At 67.7% G+C, this 12,298-nt stretch carries 11 protein-coding genes; 3 read left to right on the top strand and 8 right to left on the bottom strand.

Features of this window, described 5'->3' with window-relative positions; all coding sequences use genetic code 11:
• Window positions 1-157 precede the first annotated feature (157 nt).
• Window positions 158-1,603 carry a DUF1996 domain-containing protein gene (locus tag ACIHAO_RS17915; protein WP_396559081.1) on the top strand — a complete coding sequence of 482 codons (1,446 nt, stop codon included), beginning with the start codon at window positions 158-160 and terminating at the stop codon, window positions 1,601-1,603.
• A gap of 218 nt (window positions 1,604-1,821) precedes the next feature.
• On the opposite strand, the gene ACIHAO_RS17910 is transcribed toward ACIHAO_RS17915, so the two are convergent.
• The 6 genes from ACIHAO_RS17910 to ACIHAO_RS17885 form a co-directional block, all read right to left on the bottom strand.
• Window positions 1,822-2,511, bottom strand: a complete 690-nt coding sequence (locus ACIHAO_RS17910) for a hypothetical protein (protein ID WP_396559079.1) — start codon at window positions 2,509-2,511, stop codon at window positions 1,822-1,824.
• Window positions 2,512-2,632: 121 nt separating this feature from the next.
• Entirely contained in the window at window positions 2,633-3,334 is a 702-nt protein-coding gene (locus ACIHAO_RS17905; protein WP_125785789.1) for a Crp/Fnr family transcriptional regulator, read from the bottom strand.
• Window positions 3,335-3,363: 29 nt separating this feature from the next.
• Complete coding sequence (locus ACIHAO_RS17900; RefSeq protein ID WP_007034234.1) at window positions 3,364-3,729, bottom strand: hypothetical protein; 366 nt, start codon at window positions 3,727-3,729, stop codon at window positions 3,364-3,366.
• Window positions 3,730-3,779: 50 nt separating this feature from the next.
• Window positions 3,780-4,292: a hypothetical protein gene (locus tag ACIHAO_RS17895; protein ID WP_396559076.1), complete on the bottom strand. Its 513-nt coding sequence runs from the start codon at window positions 4,290-4,292 to the stop codon at window positions 3,780-3,782.
• A gap of 1 nt (window position 4,293) precedes the next feature.
• A complete protein-coding gene (locus ACIHAO_RS17890) occupies window positions 4,294-6,048 on the bottom strand; it encodes a substrate-binding domain-containing protein (protein WP_396559074.1) in 1,755 nt (584 codons plus the stop codon).
• A 35-nt stretch (window positions 6,049-6,083) separates the two neighbouring features.
• Entirely contained in the window at window positions 6,084-8,705 is a 2,622-nt protein-coding gene (locus ACIHAO_RS17885) for a P-loop NTPase fold protein (protein ID WP_396559072.1), read from the bottom strand.
• 137 nt (window positions 8,706-8,842) lie between these two features.
• On the opposite strand from ACIHAO_RS17885, the gene ACIHAO_RS17880 reads away from it, so the two are divergent.
• Window positions 8,843-9,394, top strand: coding sequence for a snapalysin family zinc-dependent metalloprotease (locus ACIHAO_RS17880; protein WP_125785785.1), 552 nt, complete (start codon window positions 8,843-8,845; stop codon window positions 9,392-9,394).
• Window positions 9,395-9,440: 46 nt separating this feature from the next.
• Here the strand turns inward: ACIHAO_RS17880 and ACIHAO_RS17875 are convergent, their stop codons facing one another.
• Together ACIHAO_RS17875 and ACIHAO_RS17870 are read right to left on the bottom strand one after the other, a co-directional pair.
• Entirely contained in the window at window positions 9,441-9,620 is a 180-nt protein-coding gene (locus ACIHAO_RS17875; RefSeq protein WP_396559070.1) for a ferredoxin, read from the bottom strand.
• A gap of 5 nt (window positions 9,621-9,625) precedes the next feature.
• Window positions 9,626-10,828, bottom strand: a complete 1,203-nt coding sequence (locus ACIHAO_RS17870; RefSeq protein WP_396559068.1) for a cytochrome P450 — start codon at window positions 10,826-10,828, stop codon at window positions 9,626-9,628.
• A 161-nt stretch (window positions 10,829-10,989) separates the two neighbouring features.
• On the opposite strand from ACIHAO_RS17870, the gene ACIHAO_RS17865 reads away from it, so the two are divergent.
• Window positions 10,990-11,934, top strand: coding sequence for a helix-turn-helix domain-containing protein (locus ACIHAO_RS17865; protein WP_396559066.1), 945 nt, complete (start codon window positions 10,990-10,992; stop codon window positions 11,932-11,934).
• The last annotated feature ends 364 nt before the right edge of the window (window positions 11,935-12,298 follow it).

The raw sequence follows: 12,298 nt of genomic DNA, 5'->3' as shown, positions 1-12,298 counted from the left end.
GCGTTTTGAACCAGGTGTCCACTGGGGCCGTTTCAGCCAACACGGAGTCAGCGACGCCCACGATGACGGCGGCGCATCCCCCGGGCTCCGTGAAACGACACCGAACGAGGTGAACGATTTCATGCCCCGTAACCAAAGAACCGCCGGCCGCCACCGCATGGCACGTCGTACCAAGGTCGCCACCGGCGGCCTCGCGCTCGCTCTCGCGGTCGGCGGGATCGTCGTGGTCACCACGACCGGAACCCCCGACGCGGCAAGGGCCGACGGCGCGGACAAGTCTTTCTTCATCGACATCACGAAGGTCCCCCGCGGCACCAACGTCAACCTCGACCTCGCGAAGCGAGGCGCGCGGGGAACGTTCACCGTGGACTGCGGCCGCAACGAGAACGGCCACTTCAACGGCGACAACTTCATCGCCCAGCCCGGTGTCCGCAATGGAGCCGAGCACCTCCACGACTACGTCGGGAACCTGTCGACCAACGCGGATTCGAACAACAAGAGCCTGCTGCGCGCGGGCACGACCTGCAAGAACGGCGACAAGTCCGCGTACTTCTGGCCGGTCATCCGGATCAATACCGAAGAAGAGGAAGAGAACGCGGCGGCGAACGAGGAGAAACTCGCCGCCGACCGCGTGAACGCGGCCAAGGACGAGGCTGCCGCCCAGGTCGACTGCCCCGACGTCGCCAGCGAACTCGACGAGCTCAGCGAGGTCCCCGACCAGGCCACGCCCGCGGTCGACAAGAACCTCGACAAACTCGACCAGGACTCCGACAACGCGAACAACCAACTGGCGCAAGGAAAACAAGCGGCCCAGGTACTCGACGAGCTGAAGAACAAGCGGAAGCCGTCGATCAAGGAGATCGCCGACACCATGCGACAGGCAGGCAAACCGGTCGCGAAGAACGAAGACCAGCTCGCCGGCTGCGCGGTGAAGCAGAACGGCGAAGGCGGGCTCGACAACGGCGGCGAGAACAGCAACGTCAACGCGGCGGGCGACGCCGAGAAGAAGAAGTCCGACGGCAAGGCCGCGGACCTGCCCGGCGTCAACGACAACAACGAGATCGGTAACAACGAAGGCGAGATCCAGCGCCCCGAGAAGGTCGACCTGACCTTCACCAGCGGCGGCGCCCGCCGGGTCGTCGCGATGCCGAAGTTCCTGCGCGTGCTCTACGGCGACGCCAAGCAGAGCACCAACGGCCCGGCCAACGCCCGGCCGAGCTGGACCTGCACCGGCTTCGAGGACCGGCTCACCGAGCTGTACCCGATCTGCCCGCGAGGCAGCAAGGTCGCCCGCGTCCACGCCTTCCCGAACTGCTGGGACGGCAAGAACACCGACAGCGCCAACCACCGCACGCATATCGTGTTCTCCGACCGCAACGGGAAATGCCCGCGCGGCTTCAAGAACGTGCCGCAGCTGCGGATCACGCTGGTGTACAACATCCCGGCGGACATCCAGGCGGCCGGTCAGTACGCGGTCGACGCTTTCGCACAGGAGAAGCACAACCCGCGCTCCGACCACGACGACTTCGCGAACGTCATGTCGCAGCGGCTGATGAACCAGCTGGTGAAGTGCGTCAACAGCGGGAAACGCTGCCGTCAGTAGGCGGATCCGCAGGATGTCAGGAAAGGGTCGTTCAAGACGTTTTTCGTCCTGAACGACCCTTTCCTGACATTTCTCCGCGAGGGGGCGCGGCGGGGATGACCCGCGCCCCCACCCCCCGCGCCGGGGGTCCGGTTCCCGGCCCGGCGTAGGGGGTCCGGGCCGGGAACCGGCGAGCGATACGGTTTTCCCTCCCTGGAAACCGGACCGCCCGGTCTGGGTCAGGCCGTCGTGGACAACCGGCTCACCCGGTCGAACACGAGCGGCACCGCGACGGCGGGGTTCAGTTCGGCGAGGACGGCCTCGGCGTCCAGGCCCGGAAGGTGGATCCACGCGCTGTCCGCGAAATCCGGGGTCGTGACGCTGATCCGGGCACAGCGGGCCGGCGGGACCAGCGCGACCCCGAACGGTTCAACCACGTTGCGCCACACGGATTGCGAGACGATCATCCCGGCGCCGAACTTGTCGCCCGTCGGATCCGAACGGCACCAGTAGCCGACGGCGTCGTTGAAGGTGGAAGCGCACAGCAACCGGGTCAGCGTGATGTACGTGCGGTGGTAACGGTGATTGTCCGCCATCGGTCCCATGTGGACCGCCACCCGCGCCCTCATCGGGACCCTGGCGTAGCGGTTGCGGGTCCGGAGCAGATGGTCCAGGTGGAACACGACCTCACAGAGCTGGCCGACGGCGTGGTCCGGATACGCGACCATCAGCCCGTCCCCGGTCTCCCGGAAGTGACGCGCTTCCCCCGGTGCGAGCCCGACCGCGGTGAACGAGCGGGAAACCAGCGTTTCCATCTCGTTCTTCATCGGGTCCAGCAGGTCATCACTGGCCTTGGACGAACCGACGATGTCGACGGACAGCACGGCGTGGGTGTGCGCGTTGTATCGGCCTGAGGTCAGCACCTGCATCTCTGCGACCCCTCCCCTGATCGGTGAAAACTGGCGGCAGGAAGCAGTGTTCCCACTCCTCACCGGAAGTTCTGTTCGGAACCGAACAAAACGTGACCTCGCGATGGTCAACGCCAGTGAGCTAAGTCACACCTTTTTCCGTGATCACCCGCAACGCCTCGCGGTCGAGGACGGTGATCGCACGGCGCGAACTGGCCACCACTCCCGCCTTCCGGAGCTTGTCCAGTGCCTGCGCGACCATGGTCCGGCCCATCGGGATGAACTGCGCGAGTTCGTCCTGGCTCAACGGGATCCCGATGCGCCAGCCGGCTGGTGTCCGGATGCCACAGACGTCGACGAGGTAGTCCAGCCGCGTCGCGACCCGCGCCACCGCCTGCGGTTTCCAGGACTGCGTCCGCTGCCGCTGGGCGAGCACGAACCGCCGGGCGACGCTGACGAGCACCTCCCGCATCGCCGCCGGATGATCCAGCAGGAACCGGTTGAACTCGCTCGCCGCGATACGCCGGACGTGCACCTCTTCGATGGCGACGACGTCGGCCATCCGGATGCCGCCCGCGATCACCGCGATCTCGCCGTGCAGATCGCCGGGCACCCCGACGTCGAGGATGACCGTCGCGCCCATCCGGTCGGCGCTGGTCACCTTCACATAACCGTGCCGCAGCAGCATGACGAAGTCGCCGGGCTCGCCCGAGCGCATCAGCGCCTGTCTGCTCTCGTAGGTCTGCGGGGTGCCCATCTCCAGCAACCGGGCACGGACGGGTTCGTCCAGCCGCTCCAGGAACGGACGTTCTCTCTCTTCGGCGGCCTCCGGGCCCAAACCCACGAAACACCCTCCCAGGCAGTCGTGAACACCTATCGCGGAGAGTAACCGAATCGGCCACCCGATCCGGCGGCGGAACCGTCGTGCGTGGTGAAGATGCCCAGGCGGACCAGTTCGGATCTGATCCACTCGGCCAGCCGGTGCAACGGTCCGTCTTCGGCCTCGACGAAATAGCTGTCCACGATCTGATGTCGCCTATCGGCGTGCTTAGCCGCATAGAGCAGCGCTGACCGTACCTCCGAAACCTTGAGCGGAGCGACCTTGATCCCCGGAGCGGGCCGCACGGTGCTCTTGGCGGCCATCACCGCCAGTACGGCTTCCTCCAGGCTGAACCGGTGCTCCACCGGTACGACCACATGTTCCACGCCCTCGACAACCCGGCGCCCGATCAACGGCATGCTGTCAGATCAGCATGACGCACGGCCGTAGTCTGTTCGGCACCGAACACTCACCCCTGTTCGGCCGCCTCGATGGCCTCTTCGAGCAGTTCCCGGAACAGGTGCATCCGCTGGACGAGCATCAGCCGGTCCGGGTTCTGCTCCTCGACCGAACGCTCCAGCTTCATGGTCGACTGGCTGACGGTCATGCGCAGTTGAGCGACACCCACCGAACCGTCGCCCTTCCGCTTCTCCAGTACCGCCACCGCCCGCCGGAAGGCGCCGGAAAGCTCGGTCTCGCCCGGCCGCAGCGTTTCGATGGCCGTCAGCGCCCGCCCGAGCAGGCTGTAGTTGTCGGTGGCGGCGACGGGCTGCGGCGCACGGGCCACTCGCGGCGGCTTCGATCGCCTGCTGTTCAACACCAGGAACGCGGTTTCGGCCGGAATCAGCACGGCCACGACGGCGACCGCGCCGAAGAGCCAGGCCGCCGGATGCGGGTAGGTCACCGCACGGCCGATCAGCCCGGCGATCAGGCTGAGCACCACCGCGACGACGTGGAACGGGCGGTTGTCGTGTTCGGCCATGTCAGAAGTTGCTGAACACGTTGACGAACATCTTGTCGATGCCGTGCGGGTCGACGGCCTGGTAGCTGCGGGCCTTGGACTTCTGCGCGATCTCGTCGAGGACCCGGCTGTCCGCCTGCGCGCCGTAGGCCATGGTGAAGATGCGGACGGAGTTGTCCAGCCGCTCGGCGTCGACGTTCTGCAGCACCTGCTCCTTGGTCCCGGCTTCGGTGTTCTGCCCGTCGGTCAGGAAGACGACGGCGTTGATGAGCTTCGGGTCGAACTCGCGGCGCATCTTGTCGTTGGCCGCGATCACGGTCTGGTACAGCGCCGTATCCCCTTTCGGGGTCAGGTTGTCGACGAGGCCGAGCATCGGGCCCCGGACGTTCTTCACCTTGCCGATCGGCATCTTTTCCTCATACCCGTCCGAGAACGTCCACAGCCCCACCTCGTCCTCGGGATGCAGGTATTCGAGCTGTTTGCGGATCGCGGGTTTCAGCAGCGCGATCCGGCTTTCGGAATACGGTTTGTCCTTGCGGTTCTTGTCGAACGGTTCGTTCATGGAGCCGGAAAGGTCCAGCACCAGCAGGATCCGGCCGCGCCGCTGCGTGTACTCCCAGCCGTCCAGCATCTTCTGGATCTGTTCACCGGTGGGCACCCCGATGGGCCGCGGTTCGGCGACCCCTTCGGTGTGCACGCCCTTGGCCAGCTTGTCGTTCCCGCGGCCCTCCGGGTCACGGAAGCCGAGGTCACGGAACCGGTCCTGCTGCGCGGGCTCCCGCAGGAAGTCGTAGAAGTCCTTGGCCGCCGCGCGCTGTTCCGGTGACGCCTTGGCGGTGGTGAGGAAGGGATGGTCGATCAGCATCGTCCCCTCGCTCGGGGGCACGGCGACGAGCGGCCGGTTCAGCGGGGCCGGTTCCTTCCCCAGCTGCTTCGGATCCCCGGTCGGCGCGCCGTGGTTGTAGAGGTAGACCATCTGTTCCTGCATCGCCATCGCGCTGATGTAGGGCGTGGGCTTCTTCTGGTCCTCTTCGTACAGCGTCTTCAGGAAGGCCACCGAATCGTCGCTGTAGTAGGCGACCGAGGCCTCGATCCCGCGGACGAACTGGACGGTCTCCGCCGTGTCGATCTTGCCGTAGTCGCCGCCCGTCGCCGCGAAGTAGGTCGCGATGGTCGCGGCGAGCCCCGAGGTCGACCGGCGCGGATTATCCTTGCCCAGCGTGAAGTTGCCCCACTTCGCGTTCTCCGGACCGGTGGAGGCCCAGCCGCCGTTGCGGTTCACTTCGAGTACGTCCTTCCAGCCGATGCCCTTCGACGGCCAGCCCAGCTCCTTGGCCATCGGTTCCGGCATCGCGATCACCATCGGGCTCGTCGCGAGCGAGGTCTTCGGACCGTTCGCGATCAGGTCCCCTTTGCCGCGCTGGCGCAGCAGATCGAGCCACAGCGAGGAACTCGGCATCCAGACCTGCGGTTCGGGTTGCCGCTCGTCGATGTCGTTCCAGCCCTCGGCGATGAGGTCGAGCGTGGCCCCCGAGGTCTTCTTGAACGCCTCGACCTTCGCGCAGCGCCTGCCGTCGAACGTCCGGCCGGTGTTGTTGTACCGCTCGGCCAGTTCGGCGATCAGGTCGCCCTTCTCCGTGGAGGAACTGGTGACCAGCGGGACGCAGTCGGTCCTCGCCGCGTTCGACGGCGCGGTGACCGTGGTCGCGAGCAGGATGATCACGAGCGTCCCGACGAGCGCGCCGAAGACGAGCGAAACCCAGCCTGATCTCCGCATGAGCGCCCCCTAGCCGTTGTAGCGGGCAAGTGTAGCTACAACGTGGTTCCCGGTTCCGTCTCCTCGGTCACGAGATCGTAGGTTTCGAAACTGAAGCGGGCGAGGGTGCCCACCCAATTCCGATAGACCTGTAGATCATCGAAGGATTCGGCGTCTAGCCGCCATTCAGGTGGAAAGGCGCCGGACAACGATTCCCCGGCGGAAAGGGCGGCGAAGGTCGAGCGCGCGGCGTCCGGATCGGCGACCAGCAGGGTCAGCAGGACGAGCACCGCCCGATAGGGACCGCCGACGAACCGCGCCAGTTCCGCGTCGGGAATGCCGATGCGGACCAGCCGGTAGAGATTGACCAGTTTTCGGATCTCGCGCGGCGTGTTCAGCCTTTTCCGCAGCGAGTGGACGAAATCGCGTTCGACTTCGGTGAGCCGCAGCCGATCCGGCCGCATGTTGTAGAACGTCGGCGCGGCCGTGTCCTCGACGAGGACCTCCGCCGTCTCACCGCGTTCGGTCTTGTTCTCGTCTTCCGGCCATTCTTCGTGATCGGGCGTCGCCGGTTCCGGCGCTTCGATGGGCATGAGGGTGTCGATCAGTTCGTCCGCCGCGGCTCCCATGGGACGCAGGGCGAACACGATCTGGAAGATCTTGTCGAGGTACTCCGCCCGCCGTGCCTCCCCGGTGCCGAAGAGCTCTTCGTGGTGCTGGTCGAGGCAGCGCCGCAACCACCTCGGGTCGACGGCCACCACCACGACGAACGCGGGCAGGGCCAGCAGCAGGTGCACCGCGGCGAGCACTTCGATCACCTTCGACGGCGGGCAGCGGTCGAGGTCGTCGATGTAGAGCACGATCCGTTCCAGCGGCGGCTTGCCCGTGCCGCCGGCCAGTTGCCATTCCCGGCGCGCCTCCTCCAGATCGGCGCTCAGCTTCACGAGGTCCTCCCGGACGCGCGCGAAAACCCCTTGGTAGTCGCCGTATCTGCCGTCCTTCGCCTCCTCGATCAGCTCGCCGAGCCGGGTGGCCGCGTCCAGCCGCCGGAGCCGTTCCTCGGTCTCCCGGATTTCGGTCTCGAACCGTTCCGCGCGTTTGTCGACGTCGAACCGCAGTTTGTCCAAAGTGGACTTGACCGGCGCGAGGGCCGCCCTGGCGGTGGTGAGCGCCGGGGTCAGCACGGCGCCGAGCGCGACGACGGCGCCCGCCACGGCGAGGATCGTGTTGTGCCACAACGCCCAGCCGGTGATCGCCGCGGCGATGCCGAGCACCCCGGCGAGCGCGTAGCCCGCGACGGCGAGCCTCCGCCGCCGGCGTTCCGCCCGGTCCACTCCGGACACCAGGAGACGCCAGCGCCAGGTGCGCGGGGAATCCGCCTTGACCGCGCGCAGGCCGGCCAGCCGGGTGCGCAGTTCCTCACGTTCGGCACGGACCTCGCCGGCGTCCGCATGCGTTTCGGGCGCGCCCAGATTGCGGAACAGGTGGTCCACCAGGCCGACCCACAGATGGTCGTCGTGGTACTGCCAGGCGTTGAACCGGATCTGCCGGATCTCGCCGGCGAACACGCTGTTGGCGGCGTCGCCGCGGGACCGGCGAGCCAGTTCGGCCACCCGATCGCTCACCTGCCGCACGAAACTCGATTTGCCGGAACCCCACGGGCCCAGCAGCGCGACGCACAACGGCGGGCTGGTCTCCCGGTCGGCGATGACCGCGGCGAGGGTGCGCACGTCGTCGTGGAAGCCGATCAGATCGACCGGGCTTTCGACGTCGGGGGTGATCCGCGGCCGGGCCCTGCCCGGTTTGGGTTCGACGAAACCGGTGCCGTCGATCTGGTTGCCGAAGCGGTCCCACACCCGGATGGTGCGGTCGTCCCCGACCGTGACGATCTTCTCGGCGCCCGCGGTGCAGGCGATCGCGCGGACGTTCCCCCGATGTCCCTTGAGGAGGGTGTAGCCCGCCGGGTCGTCGATCTCGCGGACGCGGACCTCGCCGTCGGAACCACCGGAGAGCACCAGTTTGCCGTCCGGGCTGAAGGCCAGCGCCCGCACCGCTCCGCCGTGCCCTGGGAAGACGAGGGCCGGATCGCCCTTGCGCCCCCACAACCGGACCGTCTCGCCCTCGCCGGAGAGCACGTGCCCGCCGTCGGCCGAGATCGCGACCACGTGTACCGCGCCCGCGCCGCCGAACCGGTAGTGGGAAACGACTTCCTTGTCCCACAGCCGTACGCCGCCGGTGTCGTCCCCGGCGACGACGACCAGGCCGTCCGGGGTCACCGCGACCGATTCGATCTCCGGGCCGCCGGTGCGGAACACGCGCACCATCACCCCGTCCAGCTGCCGGACCTCGACGGTGCTTCCCGCGCCGGACACGGCGAATCCGTTCGCCAGCGCGACGGCGACGGTCCGCTTGGTGGTCTGGACCTCCGGGGGCTGCGCCTCGCCACCGGCGATCCGCCAGCGCCGCACCGTCACCCCATCGCAACCGACCACGTGCTGACCCGAGATGCCCACCGCGAGCACCGGCCGATCGTGCCCGCCGAAGGTGAACCGGAGCGCGCCGGTCTCCAGGTCCCAGACCCGCACCGTCCGGTCCGCACCCCCAGTGACCAGCCGATTTCCCTTCACCGCGACGGCGAGGATCGGTTCTTCGTGTCCGGTGAAACGTGCCGTGGTCATAACCGCACAGTCTTCCGGTCGCGTCAAGATCATGGTTAACGACAGGCGACTATCGGCGGGTACCCCGAGCGGCTCGAAAGCGTCAGGGTCGATATTGCTCCGAAATTCCAGCACGCCTTAAACGCGAGGAGTTCAACGTGCTTCGACGTACCTTCGCCGCGGTGCTCACCGGCGCCGCGCTCTCCATCTCGGTGCTCTCGGCACCCTCCGCCGGTGCCGCCGAGATCATGGCGACCACCCTGACCTACGACGACAGCCAGGCCGCGGAGTTCAAGGACGCGGTGGCGGCAGGCGTCAACGTCTGGAACACCAACGTCACCAACGTCCGCATCGTGAAGGCGACGCCGGGGCAGCGGGTCAACATCCGGGTGATCGCCGACAACGGCTGGCCGCGCGCCACGCTCGGCCCGGTCCGCCCCGGCGGCACGGTCACCGTGTGGATGGGCAGGCAGGCCGTCCAGCAGGGCTACCACACGCCCCGGATCGCTTCCCACGAACTCGGGCACAGCCTCGGCCTGCCCGACGTGAAGCCCGGCCCGTGCTCGTCGCTGATGTCCGGCTCGACCGGTGGCGTCAGCTGCACCAGCGTGAACCCCAACGCGCAGGAGAAGGCCAGGGTCCAGCAGCTCTACGCCGGCACCGCCGTGCAGAGCGCCGACGCGGGCAAGGTCCTCGCGGAGATCGGCTGATCCCCGGGCCAGGGGGTGCCCGCCCGGCACCCCCTGGCCGGGTTTCTCAGTCGTCCGCCGTGATCGCCGCCGCCGGGCACGACTGCGCGGCGGCGCCGATCCCGGCCGGTTCCGGGTCCAGCAACCGGACCCGGCCGTCTTCCTCGTCCTGTCCGAACACCTCCGGCGCGGTCAGCACACACATTCCCGCGCCCACACACCGTTCCCGGTCCACTTCGACCCTCATCGCGATCAACCCCAGGCCACCGGGAGCGCGTACACTCCGTAGATGTCGGAGTCCGTCCGCAGCGGGATCTCGTCGGCCGGAACGGCCAAGCGCAGCGCCGGGAACCTGCCGAGCAGCCCGGTGAAGGCGACCTTCATCTGCACTCGCGCGAGCTGCTGGCCGAGACACTGGTGCACCCCGTGCCCGAAAGCGGCGTGCCCGGCGGCGTTGCGGCGGACATCGAGCCGGTCCGGGTCCGGGAACTTCAGCGGGTCGCGGTTGGCCGCCGTCGCCGAAATCGCGACCACCTGCCCCGCCTTCACGACCTGGCCGCCGATCTCGACGTCTTCGAGCGCGGTGCGGACGCCCGTGTGCGCGATCGTCAGGTAGCGCAGGAGTTCCTCGATCGCGCCGTCGATGCGCTCCGGGTCCTCGCGCAGGACGGCGAGCTGGTCCGGATGCCGCAGCAACGCGAAAGTCCCCAGTGCCAGCATGTTCGCCGTGGTGTCCAGACCGGCCCCCAGCAAGAGGAACGCGATGCTGGTGAGTTCTTCGTCGGTGAGGTCCGTGGTGACCAGTTCGCCGAGGATGTCGTCGGTCGGCTCGGCGCGTTTGGCCACGATGAGTTCGTAGAGGTAGCCACCCAGCGCGTTGATGGCGGCTTCCTGTTCCTCCATCGACGCGTCCGGCCGGTTCAACGGCGCGACGTTGCGACGGAAGAACTCGTGGTCGGCGTAGGGGACACCGAGCAGCTCGCAGATCATCAGCGCCGGAATGGGCTGCGCGAAGGCGGGCACCAGATCGGCCGTCGTTCCTTGCCGTTCCATGGCGTCCAGGTGTTCGGCGGTCACCTGCTCGACCCGTTCGGTGAGCTGCCGCATCCGGCGGACGGTGAACTTGCCGGTGAGCAGCTTGCGGTATCGCGCGTGCTCTTCACCGTCCATCTTGATGAACATCCCCGGCTGCGCGGGCGGCATCTCCGCCATCGCGGCCGCACCCGGCAGCGGCGAGTGCATCAGCTCCTGCCGGGCACTGAACCGCGGGTCCGCGACAATCGCGCGGACGATCGCGTGGCCCGTCGCGAGCCAGCCTTCGTGCCCGTCGGGGAACGTCAGCCGGACGAGCGGATGCTCGTCGCGCAGCGGCCCGAGTTCGGCGGGCGGGTCGAACGGGCAGCCTTTCGGGCGTTCGAGGGGCAGTTCCGTGAGATGGGGTACCGACGTGGTCATTGCTGTTCCTCCCAGTTTTTACCGCTGCCCAAAGGCTACGTTGCATTTACAGATCGCTCAAAGCTTCAACCTGGTCATTTAGGCTTTACTGCTGGTAGATTTCGGAAATCGTTGCAACGTCCTTGCCGGTGAATGCAACGACTCGTTGCAATGACCTGAGAGTGAACGCACAGGAGGTGCCCATGCCGGGCGGCAGGCTGACGCAGGAGGATCGCCGTCTGATCGCGACCTGGCTCAAGGACGGCCTCGGTTACGCCGAGATCGCCCGGCGGCTAGGGCGCCCGACGTCGACGATCAGCCGTGAGGTCGCGCGCAACAGCGGCCATTCCGGCTACCGCGCCGAAGAAGCGAACCGCGCGACCGGCGAACGCGCGCGGCGCCGCCGCAAGCCGCCCGCCCGCGACGTCGCCGCCGTCTCGCACGGCTACGGCCGGAACCCGGAAGCCGTACGCGCCTTCGAAACCGAGTTCGCCGACATCATGGTGTCCACCGGTCTCCCCCGCATGACGGCACGGGTGCTCGCCTGCCTGTCCGTCAGCGACGACGGCGTCCTCACCGCGGCCGAACTCGCCCGACGACTCCAGGTCAGTCCTGCGTCGATCTCGAACGCCGTCGCCTACCTCGAAACGCAAGCGATGCTCCGGCGCGTACGGGACGGACGCCGCGAGCAGTACGTCATCGACGAGGAGATGCCCCAGCGAGTATGGGCAGAAAGCGTCCGCGCGAACCAGGAATGGGTCAAGATCGCCCGCCGCGGCGCCGACGTCCTCGGCATCGCGACACCCGCGGGTACCCGCATGGACGACCTCTCCCGCTTCCACGCACGCATCAACGACGTCATGCTGGACGACCGCGTCGCCCTGTACGCCGCCGACGCCCTGACCGCCCTCGCCGCCCTCCTCCACGCCGGACACGCCCTTTCCGCCGCGGCACTTTCGGCTGCCTTGGAGTGGGACGAGGAACGGGTCTTGGCCGCCTTGTGGGTGGCCGAAGAACAACCGCACATCGCCGGCCCCGTGCGGGTGGTTCGTGCCGGCGGGGAGTATCGAGCGGTTGCGGCGGTGGAACGGTTGACGGAGGCGCAGTTGGCGGCTTTGGGGTCTTGAGTTCGGGTGGCTTGCTGGGCTGGGTGTCGCCGGTTTTCGGCGAATGATGGTTGGTGGTTGTTGTGCGGTCACTGTGGTGGCGGTATCGCCGGGTCGGCGTGGTGACCATGGCCGCTTTCCGGCGATGATGGTCGATGGCGGAATGTGCGGGTCGTTGCCGTTTCTCGGCAACGCGGCTGCCGCTACCGGCCGTTGCATTACTGCCGGGTTCTGCGCGAGGCGGTCGTCGCCGTTTTCTGGCAAAGGCGGCTACCGCCAGGAGCGCGGCCACCGACCGTTCCTGTACTGCCGGATCTCCGCGTCGCCGCTTTCCGGCAAAGGACCCAGTCGGCGACATGCGCGGCCACCGATGACAGCGGTACCG

The sequence above is a fragment of the Amycolatopsis sp. NPDC052450 genome (assembly GCF_044547565.1).
Taxonomy (GTDB): domain Bacteria; phylum Actinomycetota; class Actinomycetes; order Mycobacteriales; family Pseudonocardiaceae; genus Amycolatopsis.
The sequence above is the reverse complement of the archived record's forward strand: the minus strand, read 5'-3'. Positions and strand labels throughout refer to the sequence as shown.

Excerpts from the sequence above, each read along its gene's own strand:
- ACIHAO_RS17875 (WP_396559070.1), bottom strand. The coding sequence starts at position 9,620 with ATGAGGGTCGAAGTGGACCGGGAACGGTGTGTGGGCGCGGGAATGTGT.
- ACIHAO_RS17870 (WP_396559068.1), bottom strand. The coding sequence starts at position 10,828 with ATGACCACGTCGGTACCCCATCTCACGGAACTGCCCCTCGAACGCCCG.
- ACIHAO_RS17885 (WP_396559072.1), bottom strand. The coding sequence starts at position 8,705 with ATGACCACGGCACGTTTCACCGGACACGAAGAACCGATCCTCGCCGTC.
- ACIHAO_RS17910 (WP_396559079.1), bottom strand. The coding sequence starts at position 2,511 with ATGCAGGTGCTGACCTCAGGCCGATACAACGCGCACACCCACGCCGTG.
- ACIHAO_RS17900 (WP_007034234.1), bottom strand. The coding sequence starts at position 3,729 with ATGCCGTTGATCGGGCGCCGGGTTGTCGAGGGCGTGGAACATGTGGTC.
- ACIHAO_RS17895 (WP_396559076.1), bottom strand. The coding sequence starts at position 4,292 with ATGGCCGAACACGACAACCGCCCGTTCCACGTCGTCGCGGTGGTGCTC.
- ACIHAO_RS17915 (WP_396559081.1), top strand. The coding sequence starts at position 158 with ATGGCACGTCGTACCAAGGTCGCCACCGGCGGCCTCGCGCTCGCTCTC.
- ACIHAO_RS17890 (WP_396559074.1), bottom strand. The coding sequence starts at position 6,048 with ATGCGGAGATCAGGCTGGGTTTCGCTCGTCTTCGGCGCGCTCGTCGGG.